This window comes from Senegalia massiliensis (genome assembly GCF_900626135.1).
Classification (GTDB): domain Bacteria; phylum Bacillota; class Clostridia; order Tissierellales; family SIT17; genus Anaeromonas; species Anaeromonas massiliensis.
This window is the reverse complement of record NZ_LR130785.1, coordinates 825601-848421: the sequence shown is the minus strand read 5'-3', so window position 1 is coordinate 848421 and position 22821 is coordinate 825601. Positions and strand designations below refer to the sequence as shown.

Genomic DNA, 22821 nt, shown 5'->3' with positions numbered 1-22821 from the left:
TATTATATATCTGTTCAATATTTTGATAATAAATAAGCATAAAGTCTTAGGCCTAATTTAAAGACCTAAGACTTTATGCTTATTTACTATTTAATTTTTATTTAACTATTAACACATTAGTTTTTACATGATTTAAAACTTTATGTGAAACACTTCCAACCATTGCTCTTGAAAAAGCTCCAAGTCCTCTACTTCCCATTACAACTAAATCATAATTTTCTTCTTCTACTTCTTTTATTATTTCGTCTCCAGGATTTCCTTTTCTCAATTTAGTTTTTACTTCTCCTTTGAAATCATCAAATAATTTTAATGATTCTTCTAAAATAGTTTCTCCTGACTGAATTAAGCTTTCATTTATTTCTGCATTATAGTATTGTTCTGTCACGTAAGGAGTTATCATTAGATTTTGCACTACACTTAGTATCTCTAATTTTGCATCTAATGCTTCTGCTAATTTCTTAGCTTCAAGTAATGCTTTTTTAGAATTATTTGAACCATCTGTTGCAACTAAAATCTTCTTCATTTTTACTCCTCCTTTAAAACCTTATAATTTAAATGAAACTTGTTCTATTATATAGATACCCCTTTTAAATATATATTTATCATCTATTTACTATTAATTATGAATATATTCATAACTCTATATTATTTTAAATATCAGATATATTTGTATCAGAATCACTTAGTCCTCAGCCTCTTTATATTCAAGTATATCACCTGGTTGACATTTTAGCTCTTTGCAAATTGCTTCTAATGTTGAAAATCTAATGGCTCTTGCTTTGTTGTTTTTGAGTATTGATAAATTCGAATTTGTAATACCAACCCTATCTGATAATTCGTTAAGGCTCATCTTTCTTTTAGCCATCATTACGTCTAGATTTATAATAATCAATACAATTCCTCCTATACTGTTAAATCATTTTCTTCTTTAATTTCCATAGCCATTCTAAATACATCACTTAATATAAGAGATAAAATACTTAGAACTAAATATAAGAAAAATATAGGCTTTAAAGAACCATATTGTGTTGACATAATTTCAAATCCTAAGTTGGTTGGCTTAGGATAATTTATAATAGCATCTATAACTCCAACAATAAAGATATAATAACCAATTCTTTTGAAATACATAATGTTATCAAGGTTAAAAGGAGTTTTGTCTCTTACTGACTTTAAAATCTTTTTCAACGTAAATGTAATCATAAAATACCCACCATAAAATATTAAACCTAATAATATTTCTAAAATAATATTTCTTATACTACTATTTTCTGTATAAAACTGAGAAACGATTAAAATTATAAAAAGTAAAATAGTGAATGCTAATATAATATTAAGAAGTCCATTTAAAAATCTAATTCTTTTTTTGTTTTTCATAATAAAATCTCCTTTCAATTATTCTATTACATTATATTATACTATGTTATTTATTGTTATTCAATAAATATTTAATGAATTAAAATAATATATAATCTTTTAATTCAAAAAACAAAAGAGATACAGTATTATGCTATACCTCCTTTATTTTAATTGATATTTAAGGATATTCTATTAAGAGTTTATTATCAATTAGGTCTTTATAAGTTTTAATATTTATATAAAAATATCAGGTGATTTCCTCTCTTTAAATTCATCTTCAAGTTCTCTTTTATGCCTTAAGTATCCTTCATTATCAAAGTATTTTGAGTTAGTTGGACATCTCTTTATACATGCCCCACATTTTATACATATTCCATTTAGGGTACTTACATCTTGATAATCAATTGAACCCATAGGGCAAATTTCCACACATATTTTACAATCTATGCATGTCTTATTAGTTTTAGGTATAACCCTTCTTATATCTACTGGGTTTCCTACTTCATCCTTTGGAATATAATATGTTCTATAAGGATTAATTCCTTTTATATTTAGATCTTTATCTATATTGTTTTTTATTTTATTATATATTTCATCTCCAAAATCTCTAGCAATAGATAAGTCACTAGCATCTGGTCTATTCTTTGCTAAAGTATAAGAAAAACTGTGCTCTCCTATAAAGCTTGCAGCAGCTATTACATCAAATCCATTATTACTTAATATATCATTTAACTCTATTAAAGCATCATCATAATTTCTATTTCCATATAGAACTATGGGGATAGCTTTGCTTCTTTCACCTTTTATAGAGTTTAAATATTTCAAAAGTACATTTGGTACTCTTCCTGCATATACTGGAACCCCTATTAAAAGTATGTCATTTTTAGAAAATAAAACACTATTTTTTCTTATATCTGGTAATGTAAAGTCAATTCTATCTCCATTTAATATATCTATATTCTTTAACAACTTGTCTGCTATTTCATCCAACAATTTTTTAGTCGTACCAGTAGCACTAAAATACATTGTGTTTAATTTCTTCAAAACTAATCCCCCTTTTTAAAATTAAAATATAAGTTCCATTTTTAAATCAAATTCTATGTATTTATTATTTTCAAAAAATGATTCTTTTAAATTTAATTGTTTCATATAAATGTATTACGTATTTAAATATATTATTTAAAAAGACTTACTCATATTTACTTCTCAACTTTTATTTTATACCATATTATATCACTTATTAAGTGAGTTTTATATTTGATATTTGAGAAGTATTATGTGATAATACGATTAGAGAAATTTAATATATAAAAAATAGGAGATAATTATGTTAATTGAGAGAATGAAAGAATTTTATAAAAAGAGTAAGATAACATTTATATTTTTAACTATAATGATAATTTATTTTATATTTATTACTTTAAATGGTGGATCTACAAATTCAGAAACACTTGTAAGATATGGTGCTTTCTATCCCCCTTTTATTTTAAGATATAGTGAGTATTATAGATTTATAACTTCAATTTTTATTCACATAGGAGTTATGCATATCTTTTTTAATGGGTATGCTTTATATATATTCGGTCCTCAAATTGAAAGACTTATGGGAAGTAAAAAGTATTTACTTTTTTTCTTATTAACAGGAATAGGAGGAAATTTAGCAACTTTTTTCTTTGATTTTTTCACTTTATCTGCAGGAGCTTCTGGAAGTTTATTTGGATTATTTGGAGCATTTTTATACCTAATTCATCGTCACAAAAATATGGTTACTCCAGAAGGTAGAAAAAGTATATTAAGTCTTCTTGGAATAAATTTAGCACTAACAATATTTGTACCAAGTATAAGTGTTACAGCTCATATTGGAGGACTTGTCATAGGATATTTACTTTCTTATGTATTTATTAAATAATATAATTTTAAATTTAAGGTGATAATTATGGAATATAAAAAAGTTATAAAAGGAATATTTTTAAAAAGACCAAATAGATTTATTGCACAAGTATTAATAGATGGAAAAGAAGAAACTGTACATGTTAAGAATACTGGAAGATGTAAAGAATTACTTATGCCAGGAACTAATATAATATTAGAGGATTGTTCTCATAATAAAAACAGGAAGACAAAGTATTCTCTGATTGCTGTTTGGAAAAATGATATCCTTGTAAATATGGATTCTCAAGTTCCTAATAAAGTTGTCTATGATGCAATAACTCAAAATAAAATAAAAGAATTACTTAATTTAGATTTAGTAAAAAGAGAAGTAACTTATGGTAATTCAAGGTATGATATATATTTTGAAAATGAAAATAAAAAAGGATTTATGGAAATAAAAGGTGTAACTTTAGAAAATAATAATATTGCAATGTTTCCTGATGCTCCAACCTCACGAGGAACAAAGCATGTACTTGAAATGATTGAAGCTGTTAAAAATAGCTATAGAGGAATTATATTTTTCTTAATTCAAATGAAAGGACCAAAAGTATTTAGATTAAATAAAGAGATGGATAAAAAGTTTTCTGATGCGGTAAAACTTGCAAAGGAAAAAGGCGTAGAAATCCTTGTATACGATTCTATTATCACTGAAAATAGTATATCTATAGGATCACAGGTTAAAATAGACTTTAATATATAAAAGGCTTTAACCCTCAAATTTGAGGATTAAAGCCTTTTGTTTATTACTTTAGTATTCAATTATTTTGTTAAATCTTATAACTCTTAAAAGATCACTAAATACTCCATATGCTGTTTGTTCTATTTCTGGATCATGCTCTACTATTGTTAAATCTCTCATTAAATCAGTAGTTATAGTTACAATTGATGAAGTCCCTTTTATATTTGAATATATATCATCCTGTGATATTTCTTTTGGTTCAACTTTTCCAATAACTTTGCCATTTTTTATAGAACCATGACATATGAGTTTTATTATATTTCCTCTCTTATTTGCATATTCTATTTGTTCAGCTGTAATATCTTCTATTCCTTTTCTTTCTATATCAACAGGTGTTATATTTGCTCCCATAAGTACATTTAAAAGTACTGCAGTCTTTGCCGCGGCATCCCAACCTTCTATATCCATAGCTGGATCTGCTTCTATAAATCCTCTTTCCTTTCCCTCTACTATTACATCATCATATGCTTTTCCTTTTGCTATTTCTTCTAATATGAAATTTGTAGTAGAGTTTAATATTCCATTTACTTCTGTTACTTTACAAAGATCTAAAGTTTCATCTACAAGATTAAATACAGGTGTTCCATCCATTACTGTTGTTTCATAATAAAATAAGCTGTTTTGTCTTTTCGCTAAATCTCTTAACTCTTCATATGCCCATGCAATTGGACCTTTGTTTGCAGTTATTGCATGTTTTTTTCTATTAAGTGCTGCCTTAATATGATCTATTGCAGGTTGCCCTGTGAAAATTTTAAGAGGTGTTAATTCCATAATCACATCATAATTTACCTTTTCTGCAATTTCTATTGAATTTAAATTTGAATATCCTTTTCTTTTTTTATCAAAATGATTTAAATTTTTAACATCAGATATTGCTAACTCTAAATCAATACCATCTTCATCTACCATACTCCCCTTACTATTTGTAGCTATTGCAACTACTTTTACATCACATTTATATTTGTCTAATATTTCCCCATGTTTATCCATCAGTAATTTTGCAAATGCTTTACCAGCACTTCCAAAACCAAGCATTGCTACTTTTAACTCTTTTGTCATTTTACACTCCCCTTTTTATTTATAGACAGTTTAAAACTTTGTCAGATATATTATAACATTTAGTTTAATATATTCTTACTATTCTTTGATAAAATTTACTTTTTATCTTTCTTACTTATTATTTTTAAAGATTTCATTGCCGGTCCTTATATTACTTCTCCTTTAGCATTAAAGCGAGAACCATGACATTTACAATCCCATGTTTTGTCTCCATCCTTCCATCCAAGGTTGCATCCTAAATGAGTACATGATAAATCTAAATGATAGATTTCTCTTGTTGAAGTCCGTCTATTTCAGGAATTTCCCTTCATAATTAAACTTCCTCTAATTAAGTTAATACCCGAGATTTAGTATTTTAACACTATTAACTTGTGAAGGACACTTATTAGATTAGTCTACTTGTTAAGGGGTAAATAGTTTGTGAGGTGATAAATATGAAAATAGTTGTTATAGGTGGGATTGCTGGAGGCATGAGTGTTGCATTTAAAGCAATACGTGAAAACCCAAACTTAGAAATTACAGTATTAGAAAAAGAAGATTATATATCTTTTGGGGCCTGAGGTCTTCCCTATTATATCGGTGATATATTTGATAATATAGATGAAAAGTTATTTTCAAAAACATTAAAAGATGCAAAAGAAAATAATATTAATTTACTCCAAAAACATGAAGTAAAATCAGTGGACTTTGATGAAAAGAAAGTTTTTGTAAAGGATTTAGAAAACTTAAAAGAAAAAGTCTTTGATTATAATGAATTAGTAATATCAACAGGAGCAACACCTTTTATTCCAGATATTAAAGAAATAGATTCTAAAAATGTATATACAGTTACTAAACCTTATATAGCTAAGGATTTAAAGGAAAACATAAATAAATATAAAAATATAGCTATAGTAGGAGGCGGATTTATAGGTGTTGAAGTAGCTGAACAACTTTCTAAATATAATCATTTAAATATAAATCTTTATCATTCAAGAGATTATCTTTTAAATGGTGTATATGACAAAAAAGCTGGAGAAGCTGCTAAAAAGGAAATAGAAAGACATGGCATAAACATTCATTTTTCTGAAAGATTAGAAAATGTAGTCGCAGAAAATGAAGTGGTAAAAGAAATTATTACTACAAATAGAAAAGATAAAATAGATGCACTAATTTTAGCTATAGGAGTAAGACCTAATACTCAAATATTTAATAATGGAAGACTAAAGAAAATAAAAAATGGTGCTATTGTAATTGATAAATATGGTCGTACTAATATTGAAAATGTATGGAGTGTAGGAGATTGTGCAACTGTACCACATAAATTTTTAAAAGATGCATATATTCCACTTGGTACTAGTGCTAATAAAATAGGTAGACAAATAGGGATAAACTTATCAAGGTCTAAAGAAAATCTCTTTGCTTCTTATGAATCATTAGGTAGCAATTCTGTTAAAGTAGGAGATTTGGAATTTGGAACAACTGGACTCACTGAATCTCAAGCTAAAGATCTAGGTTATTATTATGGTATAGCAGAATCTAAGGTTCTTAATAAACCATCATATATGCCTGATTCTTATAAATTAAATTTTAGAATTATCTACGAAAAGAATAGTTATAAAATACTTGGAGCTAGAGTTTTTGGTAAAAAAGATGCTGTCCTTCGTTTACTTCCATTTACTACAGCAATTCATTCAGGTCTTACAACAAAAGATTTATCATATTATGATTATGCTTATTCTCCACCATTTTCTCTCTCTTGGGAAGCAGTAAATATTGCATCCTCTGTTGCAAAGTAAATTCAATTACTTTGCAACTTTTTTGACTTATTGATTAAATCAATTATTTTTTATATAATCAAATAGAACCTTACTACTAGGAGGAGATTTTTATGGATAAGAAAAACATTAGAAAATCTATTAATGATTTTTATGATGACATAGCAAGTAAAGAAAGAAAAGTAACAGGTGATATTGATAAATTAAATAAGTCTTTAGGATATAGTGAAGAAGATTTAAAAAACATTCCTGAAGAAGCACAATTAGGACTAGGATGTGGAAATCCTAAGGAAAAGGGAAAGCCTAAAACAGGAGAAGTAGTAGCAGACCTTGGTTCTGGAAGAGGAATGGATGTGTTTTTAGCATCAAAATCAGTAGGAGAAAAAGGATATGTAATAGGCATTGACAACAACTACAAGATGCTTGAAAAAGCTAGAGATATAGTTGATAAAAAAGGCTTTAAAAATGCAGAATTCAGATTAGGTGAAATTGAGTATATACCTATAAGAGATAATTATTTAGATCTACTTATGTCAAACTGTGTAATCAATTTATCAACTGATAAAAAACAAGTTTATAGTGACATTTATAGAGTATTAAAACCTAATGGAAGAATAAGCATTTCAGATATATTATTAAAAAAAGAATTGCCAGATGAAATAAAAGAAGATCCAAATGTACATGGAACCTGAGTAGGTGGTGCAATATCTCTGGAAGAGATAAAAGAAATTTTAGTTAATACTGGTTTTAAAAATATAGATATAAAATTAAATGAAGTTACAGATGAATATGCAAGAAAATGGGGATATGGTTTAAAAATAAAAGAATATATTGGAAATGGAGAAATTTTAGCTTATAAATAATAGGTAGTTTCATAACAAATTTGTTATGAAACTACCTATTTTCTAAATTAATTCTAATTAAATTTCATTGCCATATTTCTTTGTTCATTTGTCCATCCTAACAAACCACCAGTATGAATAAATAGAATATTTTTATACTTATCAAAATTTCCACTTTCAATTTCACTTATCATACCTCTGAATGCCTTTCCTGTATATACAGGATCAAATATAACTCCTTCTAATTTTGCCATGTCACAAATAAATTCTATTTCCTCTGATCTGCTTAATGCATATCCATCCCCTATGTATTCATCTTTAATAATTATACCATTCTCGTTAATTTTTTCTTTAATAATTCCATCTCTTTTATACATATGTAATAAGATATCTTTTACATTTGAAGTGAATTTTTCACTAGATTCCGATACACTAAATCCTATTATATCTTTTGGATTTTCTATAGTTTCATTAGCATACCATAGTCCAGCATATGTACCACCTGACCCGACAGTAACTATAATAGCATCAAATTCTAAACCTAATTCTTTTTCTTGCTTTATAATTTCTATAATATTTTCTGCATAACCTAAAGAACCTACAGCATTAGAAGCTCCAATTGGAATAATATAACCTTTTTTACCATTGTTACTTATTTGTTTATTGATTCTTTCCATTTTTTCATCTACTGCAACATCTGGAGTGATATAATGAATATTTGCTCCTAGCATATTAGAAATAAAAATATTTCCTTCAAAATCATCTGGTTTTTCACCCTTAATAACTAACTCACAATTTAATCCAAGCTTTGCACAAACTGCAGCTGTTGCTCTACAGTGATTTGATTGGATAGCACCAGCTGTGATAATTGTATCGCATCCTTTTTCAAATGCGTCACCTACCACAAATTCTAGTTTCCTTATTTTATTTCCAGAAACCTCTACTCCAGTATAATCATCTCTTTTTAAATATAAATTTATACCATATTTATCACTTAGATTATTTAATTTTTGTATAGGTGTTGGTAAATTTGCTATCAAAACTCTACTATGCTCCATGACAAAACCTCCTTATATAAAATATATTTATAAACAAAAAAGAAATCTATGAATATTATACTTTTTAAAAAAGCTTTCGTCCAATAGATTTCTTTTCATAATTATTGATTATAAACTTCAAGTTTTTTAGAAGATTTATTTAATATTATTAAAATTGTAATGATTCCAGTAGCTAGAAGTATATGACCTATTCCAGCAATTCCACTAATAGATTTATCAAATGCCCTACTATAATTAGAACCTAAAACTTCTGTAACACCTCTTACAATAAATACCCCAAGAGTTATATGTAGACCTAGATTATATGTAATATTAAACAACTTAAATCCTTTAAAATTACTCATATTAAGCTTTGATTCAAATAGAGAGAGTATCATAAAAAAGAACATTCCTAAAGTTAATATATGAACATGTAAATATGCTAAAGATGTACCTCCATCTACTCCATTGAATTTAGTAAATTCTCTATAAAAAACACCTGAAATTAGCCCAAGTACAGCATAATATATTGCAATTTTTATATATTTGTTCATTGTTTTTCACCTCCATAAATATAGTAATACATACATACCCTAATGTTTGATTATTAAAAAATTATTAAATAAAAGATGAACATAGTTTAAACTGTATCAAATGTTTAAACTATGTTCATCTTACCTTTATTCCCATTTAGGATCATTAAAATTTTCTGGGCTTCCTATCCTACTTGCCTCTTCTTCTGAAACTATATGACTTGATATACCTTTTTCGTCATAATCCTTAACTATATTTATAGCACTGTGTCTTGACATAGGTTGTGAAAATTCATTATCTGTTATAACTACATATTTCTTATCCATACTTCTCACCTCTACTATAAATTTATATTTTATAGTATGTGTTAAAATTAAGAAATAAATACTTTGTTTTTATCATCTATTCCCACTCTATAATGCAAGTTGGTTATAAGTATATATTATTTCTATAGTAGTTATATATTAGTATCTGTTTTTATATAGTTTTATATCTATTATATTGGCTTTACATATTTTTAGAAGCAAAATAGAAGCATTAGATTATATTCTATTAAGATTAAAAATGCCTTACTCCATTCTAGAAGAATAATATTTTTGGTTTTTACTTGTGGGCTTTTGAGGTAATGTCATTTTAAGCAAACCTCCTCTTAATAGAGGTTTTAAATATTTATCCCTAAAATGATTTACATCTTTTATTCCAATCAAATCCTGAATTTCCTGCCTACTCCTAGGATTGTTACAAAATTCTAGTATTTCTGATATTCTCGCATCATCTTGTGGGGTATCTTGTGGGGTATCTTGTGGGGTCAAAGGAATAATAGTCTTAAACACATCATCTTCAATAAATTTAGGATTAGCACCTGAATATATTTTGTTATATTTATAAACATTCTTTACGCCAGACCCAAGCTCATCAACCCACCCTATTTCTTTAAAGAACTTTGCAATTGTTGGGTTCTTAGGATAGGGAGAAAAACTCTCTGGATCAATAACCCCATTACCATGTGGCTTATTGCTATTCTCAATATATACTCTGTCTGATTCTATAATCAATTTAGCTGGAAATGGATTTGCAAACTCCCTATGAATTAATAGATTGGAGATTGATGTGGAAGAGCAGCATGAATCAATTCTTCTTTTCCAAAAATCAAAATACCGCCCAACGTAATTCCTTCTTTCCCTGTATTTGGATCTTTAAGATACAAACCAGCACTTCTTAAGATTTCCATATCCTCCATTGATGTCCATGGGTGGTTTGCCTTTTGATTACCTGCTAATTTTCTTACTTTCTTAAAAATATCTAATTCAAGTTCATCCATTTCAACATATGGAAAAATTGTATTTTCAGTATAAGTACCCTGTTTTCTCATATACAACATAGAGACAAGGTTCGTATTATCAGTAATATCTATATCTCCATCTTCATTTCTATCATATATTTTCCCATTACATCTATGTACTTGAGAACTTTCCGGAACAAATATATATAAGATTATCTTTTTATCAATTTCAATCTCTTTTACAGATAAATAAAAGGTTGGACTAATTTTCAGAGGATTATTCATAGATGTTATAAAGTTTTTCTTTATCTTTTCAATTGAATCTTCATCAACTCCAACTATATTACCATAATCGTCAACTCCTAAAAATAAGTGGCCTCCATTACGATTTAAGAAAGCACAAACTGAATCAAATATATCTTTATTTAATTTGGATTTACTTTCTTTAAACTCAACATTTAACCCTTCTCCATTTTTGATAAGGTTTAAAATTCTTCTACTTTTCATAATCATCAGCTTCCTATCTACTTTTATTTCAATTAAGAGTATTTTGATTATATTATATACTATATATTGATGAATTAGAATTAAAAATATCTTTCATATAAACTTGAAATATTTATAGTTAATATTATTATTTTTCAATTTAAAATTTTAATACTTTAAATCTATATTAATTATTATCCTCAATTTCATATTATTTAAACAACTATCCTACCACATAGGGATATTGCTCTTTATATTATTTTATTTTCTTGTTTCTGAAAATACCTACAGTCAGAGTTTAAAACAAACCTTGAGACAGCTTTATTAAGCCATCACAAGGTTTGTATAATTTACTCCCACTCAATGATTATAAAAATATTTTTATTTTAGATGTGTATTTTTCAACGGTTGTAGTATTTGTATTATTTAATTTATCTGTGTTTATTTGCTGTTTAGAAGTTTTTAGTACTGTTTTGGTACTATTTATATCTATCTTTCCATAATAATACTTTAAAAATTTTATAACTTATTTATTTCTAATATCAATTCTTTCATTTTATCTCTATATTCAGATTTTATCGTACCATTACTATCAACTATCCCTATTTTTCCCTCACTCTCTTTTCTAGGCTTTTTATCTCTAATATCATCAGCAGGAATAATAAAAAAATTGTACTCAGGATATTTTCCTTCTAATTCTTCTTTATCATCTGGCTTATCTCCATCTAATATAACATTTATTTTTTCATATCCCAAATCTTTTAAAATGTTAATAATATATTTCATTTTAGGTGCTCCACCTACACCCCATCCAAAAAAATCTCCTTTAAATTCAGTATTTAATTGTTCCGCTATTCTAGGATAAAATATAACATCATCTTGACCTTCAACTAGAATTATATTATCTTCTAAAAAGAAAACCTCCTTAGCCTCAAACCCTAAAGTGTGTGGTTGATTAATATCCTTTGTAAACTTTTTAATATCTTTTTTAGTATCATTTTCTAAATTATAGATTTCTATATCTCCATCTTTGTTTTTTACAGTTCTAATTAATTCTGCGCCGACTAAAATTGATTCCCAGTCAATAAAATATGGCGAATGGGTGGAAATAATAACTTGTCTATCTCTAGCATATTCTTTTAACAAATCCATTGTTCTTCTTTGATATGCAGGATGTAATGATAATTCTGGTTCATCTATAGCTATAACAGAACCCGCTTCAGAATCATATAACGCGTCACATATAGTAAACACACTCCAAATACCATCTCCTAGTCCTTCACTACTATGAATGCACCCGTTAACTACAAGCTTTAAATAGTATGTCCCATTATCATTTTGTTCAATAGTCCAATCTAAATTATGCCCTAATATTTCCTTTAATAGTGGATCAAATTCTTTTTTCTTTTTATGCATACTAAATAATCTAGAGCTAAAGTCATTTAACCCAGAAGTTCTATTATGCATATTCATTTGTAGATTGCGCATATAATCATAACGATCACTCTCATTTCGATGAAACTCATACTCAACAAATCTCCTAGACTGAAGGACAAATATCTTTAGACCTTCAAAGTGCTCCTCTTCATCATTATTCTTATGCATACTTGTAACACTGCCTCCATGTTGATCGCTAATTATACGATATATGTCTCCTTTTTCATCAGTTAATACTATATTTACTTTACTATTTGTCTTTATATTCCTTTTCCTCTCAGCTATGCTAGGACTATTATTATTATCTAAATTAAAAAATCTTAATGCTTCTAATATTGTTGTTTTACCAGAATTATTTGAACCAACAAAAAAACTTATTCCACTACCTAATTCTCCATTAGGCAAAGAAAAATTTATCTTTTGTTCTTTACCAAATCCTCTGAAACCACTTATTGATAATTCTTTTATCATCTAATTATACTCCTATCTGTTATATATTTAGTCCTTCCTATTTTATATTATAACTTTAAAAGTTTGCTATTTCTCATCTAATTCCTATTTCATGAAATTTATCTTGAAAAAATTTTTCCCAAGAATGTTTGCCTGATGACGAATAGTTTTCTAACATTTCTATCAAATCACTGTCTATAATAGGTATAATCAATCCTCTACCATCTTTATATGTATCGATGCAACGATTGATAAACAAGTCCATATTCTCAATAGTTCTACAAACAGATATTCCAAACTTACCTCTATTTGCGCTAAATCTTCCAGATAATTGATCTAATTCCGGGTTTTTTAAATCTTTGCTATAATTTTTGCACTCAATAATTATAAAATTTGAAGGTATATCATACGTTGTAGATAGTCTAAAAAAGAATCCACTTTCTGCGCAATTATCAAAAGTTATATCAATTCTTTTTCTGCCATCATGTATTTCTTGCTCTATTTTAGGATTAGCTAAATATGGGTAAAATAATAACTCCATAATACCTAAAACGGTCTTATGATAGATATTAGCATTTTCAGCCCCAGGTGGTATAGATTTTAACCTTGATATTAAGTAATTGGTAATATTTCCTAATTCTTCTTTGCATAATTCTTCATTTTCAAAACTTTGAATTTTATTAATTGCTTTGTATTTAAATTCAGCAAAAACTTCAGGATGCTCTAAAGTAAAATCTGCTAACCATTTTTTATCTAATAGATTAAATTTACCTTCATATTCTTCTACACTCTTTTTAGTAACATATTTTGTTTTAAATTTATCTTTTCGTTCTTTAACTAAACCTGTTTGTAACCTTAGATGTTCATTTTGAAGAAAATTCAATACAAAATGCTGTTTATATTTTTCATGTGTGTATTCTTTCGAATAGGAGACTATACGCTTAGGGACCAATAAAATTTTTCTACCATCAATTACTAACATATCAGTATATTCATCTTCCCAAACCTTTTGTTTTTCTTCCCAGAAATGTCCTGACGGTACTCCACAAGTAAGCTTGATATCCCAAATCTTACATTGTTCTTGTGTATATTCTATTAAGTGTTTTTTTATTATATTTGTGGTCATATCAGAAACTTTATCCTTGTCAACGTTTGGTACAAATATTCTAAAATCTTCAATATCTTCCATTAGACCTGTTTCATAGGCCTTACTCTTAATCAAATTACTAAATATTCTTTCTCCATCTGTTTCTCCCATGCCTTTTCCTGATGGCTTACCTTTTGACATTCCTAAACAGATTTCATTACTTTCACCTAAATGACTAAATAGCTCTTTTGCTTCTTTAATTCTTTGTTTACGCAGAAGTGATAATAAATAATTAAAATAGCTTTTTAATGTAGTATATGATCTTTGGGCAAATGGAAATTGTTGTTTTGAAATAAAGTAAGGGTCTAAAAATAAAGGAGTATCTACCTCAGTATTAATATCAACAAAATCTAACTCATATTGCGTTTTTTCTAACTTGAAAATATCACTAATTTTCATTTGCATCACCCCTTATATCATTATTCTAAACCAACTTTTTAATCATATTTACTATATCATCTTTATTTAATTGTTCTTCAAATACTATGTCTAGCCCATCTTCTTTCATTGTATTAAAAAACACTCTAGCTGATTCTATCTTTAAATCTTCTCTTCCTCTTTTATCTTTTTCTTTATCTACACCTTTTGTCTCTACTATGAAATTGACAATATATTCTCCGCTCTGTTTCTTTAAAACATACATAAAATCTGGACTCGTAGTTCCACCAAAGTATAATGGAACCCTTATGCTATTTCTAGGTATTTTCCCAAATACAACTATTTCATCTATAATACTTTTCCTTATGGTCTCTCTCTCTTTATCTGAATCATATACAAAACTGTCAAATAAAAACTTTTCTGGTACTAAACTTTTAGAATCTTTCATAATACCTATATTCCCTTGTACTATAGATTCTTTCATATCTCCATTTATATCTGTTAATGCAGTTTCTTTTGGTCTTATGCCCAATTTTTTATAACTAAATCTTTTTACGAATGAGTCTTCCAACCAATTTTCAAATTTGACAATAAAATTTTTCAATGTATTCATATTGAAAAAATCTTTAGGTATTTTATTTTCTTGATTAAATTTAATTAATGCCTTATGGATTATATTTATAGACAATCCTGTGTTTTTATATATATTCTTTAAGAATTCATTATAAGGTATAATGTTTTCAACTAGATAAACATCTTCTATATTTTCTCTTATTTCAATATGAGTGTCTAAAGCTTTGGTTCTTTTAGATTCAATTAAAATTGACTCTTGTTTATAGATATTACTTTTAAAAATATTTAAAGCAACTTTAAATAGCTCCTCACGATTTATTTCATCTAATTTTAAATAATATTTTTGATTTATACTTTCCCATAATTCTTTTATTTCATCAAATCTTTTTGGTCTTATTTTCACTTTTGATTTTTTATCTTTATTAACATTTCTAACTTTGTCTTGATATAAGCCCTTATTGAACTCAGGATATTCTGATATCAATTCATTATATTTATCCTCTTTAATGTTTTTGTCAATATCAACATATCCCTTTTGTAGTAAATCTATAAATAGCTCTTCTTCAGTAATTCTTCTTGACTTGGATACTTTAGAAAGTAACCCTTTAATATTCTTAGAAACGTCCGCATCTTTATTTATTTCTTTTACCAATCTTTCTGCAAAGTCTTTTTCTGTAAAATCAATTAAATATCTAAGATAAAATTGTTCTTCCGACAATCTATTACCTAGTTCATCTACTGGTAGCCTTAGACCTCTTCCCACTTCTTGTAACTTGCTTATTTCACTACCACTTGATCTTAATTTTACAATTTGGAATACATTTGGATTGTCCCAGCCCTCTCTAAGAGTCCATTTAGAAAATATAAACCTCATAGTATTCCAATTATCATTTTCATCTTTAAATGATAATAAAGAATTTTTATCTCTTAGTATTTTATTTACTTCATTTTCTATATCTTCATCTTTAGTTGAGTTATCTTCAGAAAAATATCCACCATTTGTTTTCTTTATATCATTTAAGGATGCTTCTAAATACTCTCTATATTCCAAAAGCCTTGTATTAGGATTTTTTGTTTCATTTATTTTATTTATTTCTTTTTTTATCTTATTGCTTAATTGTTCTTCAAAAGAAAGTTTTAAATTACCATCATTTTCTTCTCCTCTGTAGGAGTATATACTGTCTATAAAATATAGAGTTAATGTCTTTATCTTTCTTACGGTTAAAAAATTTTCTTTCTCCTGTGCAAAATGATTATCTAAAGATCTTTTAACCATTAAGTCTTGAAATGTTTGTCCATAAACTGAGGAAAATAATATATCCCCTTCACCTAGTATATGACCATTAGATAATGTAATTGATTTTTTTCCTTCTATCTTCTGTATTTCTTCTATTTCTATCCCCTTAAAACTATCATCTATCATTGAAAGATTATCACTTTTAACCATTTCAAATGTTTTTTTAGTTTTTTCGTTTCTAATTCTACATTTCTTAGGATTTAAACTTATGTCTAAAATTTTAATTTTATTATCATCTTCCAATTCTGGTTTTAAAGTTTGTACCTCTACACCTTTTACTAAATTTTCATTGAAAGCATCCACAGCTCCTAAATCATATACTAAATTATTATAATCTTTACCTTTTTTCTTTGGTAATTCTGGAAATGTTGCTCCAAATCTTATTACCATCTGAGGATTTAGTTTTTCTATTATCCTTTTATATGCCACATTTTGTTTTTTAAATCTATGAGGCTCATCGATTATTACTATGGGTCTTGTCTCCTCTAAAGCCTTATAGGGTTGTGTAAATTCACCAAATAAAGTTTGATCATAGTCATCTTTTTCCATTGTGGTTTTAGATATAAACATCTTGTCAGTCATAAGTAATGTGTTTATCTTATTTCTTTCTAGTCTAGTACCTCTAACGAAACTTGATATGGCTGTCGGAAACATTTTTCTTCCAGCTCTACTTCTTTTCTGTGCATTTAAAACTTCTAATTTTATATCCTTACCAGGGTACAAGTCATTGAAATGTCTCTTAGAGTATTCAGATTCTATAAAACTTTTAGTGCCTTCTTTTATAGGTGATGATGGAACAAATATTAAAAATTTATTAAAACCATACAATTCATTTAATTCATGCATTAATCTAGTGTATATGTAGGTTTTACCCGTCCCAGTCTCTAATTTTGCATCTATACCCAATACATTTTCATTTTCTCTTTTTCTCATCTCTTTAGAAATTGAAGGAAGCTTTTTTATAATATCATTTTCCTTATCTCGATATTCTGCCTCTCCTTCCCATATTTCCTCGACATTATAGGATATTTTATCGTCATTTATATCTATTATTGGATTTTGATAGATTGGATTGTTAGAAGTTATTCTCACATCTTTTAAAACTTTAGTTACGGCATTTAAAGCTTCTGTTTGATGTGGTAATATTTTTAACTTTATGTTCATCTTAATACCTCTCAATCAAGCTAATAGTTTTTCCATTTTTTAAGCTTTTCATATTCTTCTTTAACTCATGAATCACATTAAACACCACGGAATAAGGATATATTACTATTCTAGATAGATTAATTTCATCTTTTTCTATTTTCTTTATCAGTTCCATTGCATCTTGTGAGGTTAAACCTGGATCTATTATATAAAGTGTGTCTTTATATATATCTGCTTTATATTGATATAATTTAATTTTTTCTGGATTTGATGTTAAACCATATCCATCCATGTTTAGCCAAGTATATAATATAGTTTCTCTACCTCCTACACCATTAAAGTCAAATAACTCTGTCATATCATCATAAATAAAATTCTCATGGGGATCAAACTCTATTATTTTATCTAAAGTTTTATCTTCAGGCTTTTTTAAATTATATAATTTATAGCCATAGTCTACATCCGCCTTAGTTTCTTTTTTTATCTTTTCAGCTGCCTTTTCTATGCGTGCTCTACCGATTTCATCTATTGTTCTATATCCTGCTTTATAAGCAGCCTTGTCCTTATCTATTCCTTCTGGCAATTGAACCATAATATATTTTCTATTGCCATTATCTTCTGAATTTAGTTTCATTGTTGCATGTGCTGTTGTAGCAGAGCCTGAGAAGAAATCTAAAACAATCTCATCGTCATTAAAGCCAGTACCTAATTGAATACACTTTTTTAATAAATCTAACGGTTTAGGAAACGAAAAATAATCTGAGAGACCAATTTCTCTTAGTTGTACAGATCCTTTTTCATAAATTACTTCCTTTTCATCCCAAACACCCCGATTAGAACTATACAACTCATTATCAAACCATATAGTTTTTGAAGTTACTTTAGGATTCCTATATTTTTCATACACTCCGAATTCACCTGTTCTTTTTAATTTCCCTACTACGTTGTTTTCCATTGTTATTTTATCAGAATTTGCAATTAATCTATCCTTCCCCCATCTCCAACAGCTCTCTTCACCCTTGCTATTTAATGGAAGTACTTCAACACTAAAATGCTCATCTTTTTCAAGGGATACAGGGTAGTATCCATTCTTATCTTTTTCATTGGAATTCACATAAATTGGATAAAATAAATTAGGTCTATTAAATTTACCGAACTTAGGATTCCTATTTCTTAGCTCTCGCTCACTAAATCCTCCAATATTATCCTGCATAGAGAACCCTTCACCATTACCATTTAGTTGAGCAATTTTTGTAGCAGAACTTTTAGCATAGACAAGAATATATTCATGCGTTTTTGCAATGTCCTTATAAGTCTGTCCACGCTTATTAGACTGAACTATAATTTGTGCAATGAAATTTTCCTCACCAAATATTTCATCACAAATCAATTTTAAATTTGTCATTTCATTATCGTCTATAGATATAAAAACAACTCCATCATCGGTCAATAAATCTCTTGCCAACATCAATCTTGGATACATAAAAGTCATCCAAGCAGAATGAGTACTTTTTCCTGCTAAACTTAAAATTCTTTCTGCTTCATCTTCTTCTATTCCTATGGATTTGGCCAAATTTTCTTTTGTAAATTTAAAATTATCTGAATATACAAAATCACCACTTCCAGTGTTATATGGTGGATCAATGTAGATACATTTAATTTTATTAGAATAAGAATTTAATAAATGTTTGATTGCATCTATATTATCTCCTACTATGTACATATTCTCAGAATTAATATTATCATCTTTAAGATTATGTTGTAAATCTGGAACTACTACTGTTTCCGTTTCTAAAGAGGTTTGAAGTTTTGCATAGTTTTTGCCTAAAAAGCTAAGTTCATATCCCTCTTTTTCTATATCAATCTCTTCTTCTATTAACATCTTCTTAAATTTATCAATTAAAAAGTTTGCATCTTTATCAAAATAATTAGGGAAATTTTTTTTTAGTTTTTCTATTTCATAACTATTTATTTTTTTATTTTCATTACTTTGTATCTGGTTCTTAATCATATTTTAAGCTCCTCTCATCTACCCTTATATACTCAATTATATCTTCAATATTACATTCCAGAACTTCACAAATCTTTTCTAAACTCTTCATGTTTATATTTTCATTTTTACTTAGTTTTGCTATTGTTGCGCTAGACATTCCAGTAGCTTTTTTTAAATCTTCTTTTGTCATATCCTTCTTTTCTAGTAGTTTCCATAAGTTATTATATGAAAAAGCCATAAGTGCCTCCCGTATTTCTTCTTTAGATATCTAAAGCTATTGTATCATATATTTAACTATTATTTCCACTACCACCTATAAACTTTTATTTAATTTATTTTTGTGTATTTTAAATTAGTTCACTATAATTATTTTAGGGGATTGGGGATACTCCCCAACAAGCAATTTATAAATTTAAACTTCTAGTTTTAAATAAACAAATTTCGGAAGTGAGTACTCACTTCCTGTGCTTGCTAATATAGTATTGTAACTTGTAACCTACTTTTCAAAAGTGCTAGGGGAGGACTTATTATATTTTAGAGTCTTACTCAAAGAGCTCTATTTACAGGTCTTTATCTTGTGTCTTTTTTAGCTAATTATCCTACTCTAAGAGTTTTAAATTCTTGGTTACAAGTTACAAAGTTACAAAATATTTTAATCTATTTCTCTCTCATAATAAATTTTTACTGGTATAGATATTCCATTTGGTTTTATTCTTTTAGTTTTTGGAAGTCTAACTGCTTTCCATTCTGTGAAGTAGTTTCCCATAATCTCAGTAAAGGATTTTGATTTGAGAGTAAATCCAGCCATAGTTAATTCTCTGAAACATGTTATATGTGGAAGTAGTGTCCTAGGTTTATATTCTTCTAGGAAATATCTTAGATCCTCTACATCTGGATTTATATATTTAAACTTTTCTTGTTCTATATCTAATGCTTTTGCTAAATGAATTGATATATTCATATCATACTTATTTGATTTATAAATAGATACAGCCTGAGCTATAGCTTGTTCAAAATCATAATTTACTTATCTTTCATATTCTTCTTTTAAAAGACCATTAGAATAGTCTTCATTATAATAAATTGATTCTTCTATTCTGCTTTTATGACATTCTACAGGTAGGTATATTTGGGTAAAATATTCTTAAGAAGTTTAAAGGTCTTTGCCTTTAATTTTTACTGATGGTATAATATAACAAAAAAGTTACTCTACTTATGAATTTTGGATCAATATTAAAGTTTTTTAGAAGTTTAAGAGGATATACCCAGGCAAAGCTAGGAGCTAAAGTAGGATTAAATGATGTCAGAATTAGACAATATGAAAGTGGAGCGAGAACTCCAAGAGAAGATTTACAAAAAGAATTAGCAGAGTCTTTAGATATAAAAGATTTATACTTAGAAACAGGGGGATTTCCTGAAAGTTTAGAAGAAGCTATGTATAGCTTATTTAAACTAGATACTACTTATCCATTAAAGATAGAAGAAGTTGATATTGAATATACTGGCAAAAAGGGAAACACCTATACTAAAACTGAATATGTAATGCATTTTCAAGATGCAGCTGCTGCATCTATGACAAGCTTTTTAACTGCTTGGAAGAAAATGAGAGATGCTTATGATAATGAAGAAATTACTTTAGAAGAATACCAAGATTGGAAAGCCAATTTTCCTGGAAGTACATCTAATAACTACAAACCTACTATAATGAATAAGGAGAAAAATTATAAATATCACTTTGAAGAGAAATATAAGTTATACCATTATATTTAATTCCCTTTAATTTCAGGAAATTAAAACCTATTAATTCAATAACTTAAATTTTAACCGTGTATAATTCTACACGTTTAAAAATAAAGCCCTCTTAAACGATATACATTAAAACTTAAGTAATAGATTGAAAAAAGAAATTCAATTCATTATCTCTAAATCAGACAATATTGTTATACACTAGTATATTCAAAGATATTGCTTTTGAATTTATTTCATGGATATTTCCTGAATTTAAATCTCGTTTTATTTTAACTTTACCATAAAAGTAAATCCGCTATTCTAAATAAGATTTCACTTTTCACATGAATGAATATATATCTAGCAGTATAATTATTATAGATTTCTTAACTGGAGGATGAAAATGAAAAACTATGCTTATGAAACTGCATATTATGATTTGTGTGGTATCTACTATTTAATTAGATTAAGAGATAATAAAAAATTCAATCAGCTACCCATACATTCTATAGGCCGAGATTCTTGCTTAATTATTTATCAGATAAACAAAGACCTTTTTAATAAACAAGTCTCATTAGATAACAATATTAAAGTAATTAGGCATAAAATTAAACAGTACAATAAAAAAGGAAAAAATGAAAAAATATACAAAGATATCGTTGATAACTCTATTCTTCAGTTTGGAGACGACATTGATAATATTGGTTTATATGTAGAAGATGGCTTTTTGGTTGGAAGCACGATATTTCATCAATACGTATATTTAGACACTGACCTTTTAAATTCAAAATCAAGCGAACATAGTGTTTTTGAATTTTACAAAACCATTGGTAGTACAATTCGTGAATTTGCAAATATAATATATGATTTGTCCACATACAAATTAAGAACATTAGAAAATACTCCAATTCTTGAGTATGTAGATGAACAAGATTATCAAATGAAAGATATTCATCATTCTCAATTATTTAATGGAGGAACAAAAAACAACATAATTAAAACCAGACTTTTAATTATGTTGCAAGAGGTCACCTTTTGCCTATGGTTACAAAAAGCAACAAAATTTAGTAGTGATGAGAACTATTTAAGTAAGTATATAGCTGTTCGTTTAATATCTATAAAAACTGATGAAATTATGGATAATCTTAAAAATATACAAAAACATTTAAAAGACGGATTTGAAATAATTGATAAAAAATTTAATGGGGAACTTAGCAACATAATAATAGAATACGATTCAGAATTAAAAAAAGAGTGTCAAATACTTAGAAATTTTTTACACTATGATCTTAATGGAAGTAATTTTTTAGATTATATTATTTGTAAAAAAGAAAAAGAACCTAACTATGAAAAAAATATCGTATATAAAATAAATAAATATACAATGAAACCTTTATATATAGTACTATCGCAATACTTCGATATAAAACAGTTTAAAAGTATGAGCGATTGGCAAAAAATAAAGAATAGAATAATAACAATTTTAAAAAATAATTTCTTTTAAAATAACTCTACTTATAAATTTATATACTGATATTTAATTTAAGGAAATGTAAATAGTATATTTTTGGCTTTAAAAACAAATTATTTTACAGGCTCAATTACTATAATTTATAATCTATTATTTTTACTTCTTTTATATAAT

At 27.1% G+C, this 22821-nt stretch carries 23 protein-coding genes and 1 pseudogene; 7 read left to right on the top strand and 17 right to left on the bottom strand.

All coding sequences use genetic code 11. The annotated features are described in order from the left end of the window. Positions 1-97 precede the first annotated feature (97 nt). From E0D94_RS04135 to E0D94_RS04120, 4 genes are all read right to left on the bottom strand, one after another. Positions 98-523 carry a universal stress protein gene (locus E0D94_RS04135; RefSeq protein ID WP_130806035.1) on the bottom strand — a complete coding sequence of 142 codons (426 nt, stop codon included), beginning with the start codon at positions 521-523 and terminating at the stop codon, positions 98-100. A gap of 159 nt (positions 524-682) precedes the next feature. Continuing rightward, on the bottom strand, positions 683-868 hold the full coding sequence (locus tag E0D94_RS04130; protein WP_130807341.1) for a helix-turn-helix domain-containing protein: 186 nt from the start codon (positions 866-868) through the stop codon (positions 683-685). Positions 869-903: 35 nt separating this feature from the next. Further along, positions 904-1377, bottom strand: a complete 474-nt coding sequence (locus E0D94_RS04125; RefSeq protein WP_130806034.1) for a DUF2975 domain-containing protein — start codon at positions 1375-1377, stop codon at positions 904-906. Positions 1378-1593: 216 nt separating this feature from the next. Next, entirely contained in the window at positions 1594-2385 is a 792-nt protein-coding gene (locus tag E0D94_RS04120; protein ID WP_130807340.1) for an EFR1 family ferrodoxin, read from the bottom strand. A 301-nt stretch (positions 2386-2686) separates the two neighbouring features. Between E0D94_RS04120 and E0D94_RS04115 the strand changes: the two genes are divergently transcribed. Both E0D94_RS04115 and sfsA read left to right on the top strand, forming a co-directional pair. Continuing rightward, positions 2687-3268: a rhomboid family intramembrane serine protease gene (locus E0D94_RS04115; RefSeq protein ID WP_130806033.1), complete on the top strand. Its 582-nt coding sequence runs from the start codon at positions 2687-2689 to the stop codon at positions 3266-3268. 27 nt (positions 3269-3295) lie between these two features. Next, on the top strand, positions 3296-3991 hold the full coding sequence (gene sfsA, locus E0D94_RS04110; protein ID WP_130806032.1) for a DNA/RNA nuclease SfsA: 696 nt from the start codon (positions 3296-3298) through the stop codon (positions 3989-3991). A 48-nt stretch (positions 3992-4039) separates the two neighbouring features. Here sfsA and E0D94_RS04105 read toward each other — a convergent pair whose 3' ends face one another. Both E0D94_RS04105 and E0D94_RS04100 read right to left on the bottom strand, forming a co-directional pair. Further along, positions 4040-5089: a hypothetical protein gene (locus E0D94_RS04105; protein ID WP_130806031.1), complete on the bottom strand. Its 1050-nt coding sequence runs from the start codon at positions 5087-5089 to the stop codon at positions 4040-4042. A gap of 146 nt (positions 5090-5235) precedes the next feature. Beyond that, positions 5236-5361, bottom strand: a pseudogene (locus E0D94_RS04100) (Rieske 2Fe-2S domain-containing protein); the annotation flags it as partial. A gap of 162 nt (positions 5362-5523) precedes the next feature. Here E0D94_RS04100 and E0D94_RS15075 point away from each other — a divergent pair. From E0D94_RS15075 to E0D94_RS04090, 3 genes are all read left to right on the top strand, one after another. After that, on the top strand, positions 5524-5649 hold the full coding sequence (locus tag E0D94_RS15075) for a hypothetical protein (RefSeq protein WP_278044677.1): 126 nt from the start codon (positions 5524-5526) through the stop codon (positions 5647-5649). 15 nt (positions 5650-5664) lie between these two features. Beyond that, positions 5665-6867, top strand: a complete 1203-nt coding sequence (locus E0D94_RS04095; protein ID WP_341274569.1) for an FAD-dependent oxidoreductase — start codon at positions 5665-5667, stop codon at positions 6865-6867. Between the two features lie 92 nt (positions 6868-6959). After that, on the top strand, positions 6960-7538 hold the full coding sequence (locus E0D94_RS04090; RefSeq protein ID WP_207289627.1) for a methyltransferase domain-containing protein: 579 nt from the start codon (positions 6960-6962) through the stop codon (positions 7536-7538). Between the two features lie 224 nt (positions 7539-7762). Here E0D94_RS04090 and E0D94_RS04080 read toward each other — a convergent pair whose 3' ends face one another. From E0D94_RS04080 to E0D94_RS04035, 11 genes are all read right to left on the bottom strand, one after another. After that, positions 7763-8746, bottom strand: coding sequence for a D-cysteine desulfhydrase family protein (locus tag E0D94_RS04080; protein ID WP_130806028.1), 984 nt, complete (start codon positions 8744-8746; stop codon positions 7763-7765). Positions 8747-8847: 101 nt separating this feature from the next. Then, the gene (locus tag E0D94_RS04075) at positions 8848-9279 is read right to left on the bottom strand and encodes a DUF2871 domain-containing protein (protein WP_130806027.1); all 432 of its coding nucleotides are present in this window, start codon (positions 9277-9279) and stop codon (positions 8848-8850) included. Positions 9280-9405: 126 nt separating this feature from the next. Then, positions 9406-9585: a hypothetical protein gene (locus E0D94_RS04070; RefSeq protein WP_130806026.1), complete on the bottom strand. Its 180-nt coding sequence runs from the start codon at positions 9583-9585 to the stop codon at positions 9406-9408. A gap of 243 nt (positions 9586-9828) precedes the next feature. Then, complete coding sequence (locus E0D94_RS15020; protein ID WP_242620477.1) at positions 9829-10314, bottom strand: Fic family protein; 486 nt, start codon at positions 10312-10314, stop codon at positions 9829-9831. A gap of 35 nt (positions 10315-10349) precedes the next feature. Beyond that, complete coding sequence (locus E0D94_RS15015; protein WP_242620476.1) at positions 10350-11048, bottom strand: AlbA family DNA-binding domain-containing protein; 699 nt, start codon at positions 11046-11048, stop codon at positions 10350-10352. Positions 11049-11546: 498 nt separating this feature from the next. Further along, complete coding sequence (locus tag E0D94_RS04060) at positions 11547-12935, bottom strand: ATP-dependent nuclease (protein ID WP_130806025.1); 1389 nt, start codon at positions 12933-12935, stop codon at positions 11547-11549. A 73-nt stretch (positions 12936-13008) separates the two neighbouring features. After that, positions 13009-14460, bottom strand: a complete 1452-nt coding sequence (locus tag E0D94_RS04055) for a hypothetical protein (RefSeq protein ID WP_130806024.1) — start codon at positions 14458-14460, stop codon at positions 13009-13011. A 25-nt stretch (positions 14461-14485) separates the two neighbouring features. Continuing rightward, positions 14486-17473: a type III restriction-modification system endonuclease gene (locus E0D94_RS04050; protein ID WP_130806023.1), complete on the bottom strand. Its 2988-nt coding sequence runs from the start codon at positions 17471-17473 to the stop codon at positions 14486-14488. A 1-nt stretch (position 17474) separates the two neighbouring features. Further along, the gene (locus tag E0D94_RS04045) at positions 17475-19466 is read right to left on the bottom strand and encodes a site-specific DNA-methyltransferase (RefSeq protein ID WP_130806022.1); all 1992 of its coding nucleotides are present in this window, start codon (positions 19464-19466) and stop codon (positions 17475-17477) included. Further along, complete coding sequence (locus E0D94_RS04040; protein WP_130806021.1) at positions 19459-19686, bottom strand: helix-turn-helix domain-containing protein; 228 nt, start codon at positions 19684-19686, stop codon at positions 19459-19461. The genes E0D94_RS04045 and E0D94_RS04040 overlap by 8 nt, the downstream gene beginning before the upstream one ends. A gap of 414 nt (positions 19687-20100) precedes the next feature. Further along, on the bottom strand, positions 20101-20409 hold the full coding sequence (locus E0D94_RS04035; RefSeq protein ID WP_130806020.1) for a hypothetical protein: 309 nt from the start codon (positions 20407-20409) through the stop codon (positions 20101-20103). Positions 20410-20663: 254 nt separating this feature from the next. Here E0D94_RS04035 and E0D94_RS04030 point away from each other — a divergent pair, with 254 nt between their 5' ends. Beyond that, entirely contained in the window at positions 20664-21218 is a 555-nt protein-coding gene (locus E0D94_RS04030) for a helix-turn-helix domain-containing protein (protein WP_130806019.1), read from the top strand. A gap of 361 nt (positions 21219-21579) precedes the next feature. After that, positions 21580-22680: a DNA polymerase III subunit gamma/tau gene (locus E0D94_RS04025; protein ID WP_130806018.1), complete on the top strand. Its 1101-nt coding sequence runs from the start codon at positions 21580-21582 to the stop codon at positions 22678-22680. The last annotated feature ends 141 nt before the right edge of the window (positions 22681-22821 follow it).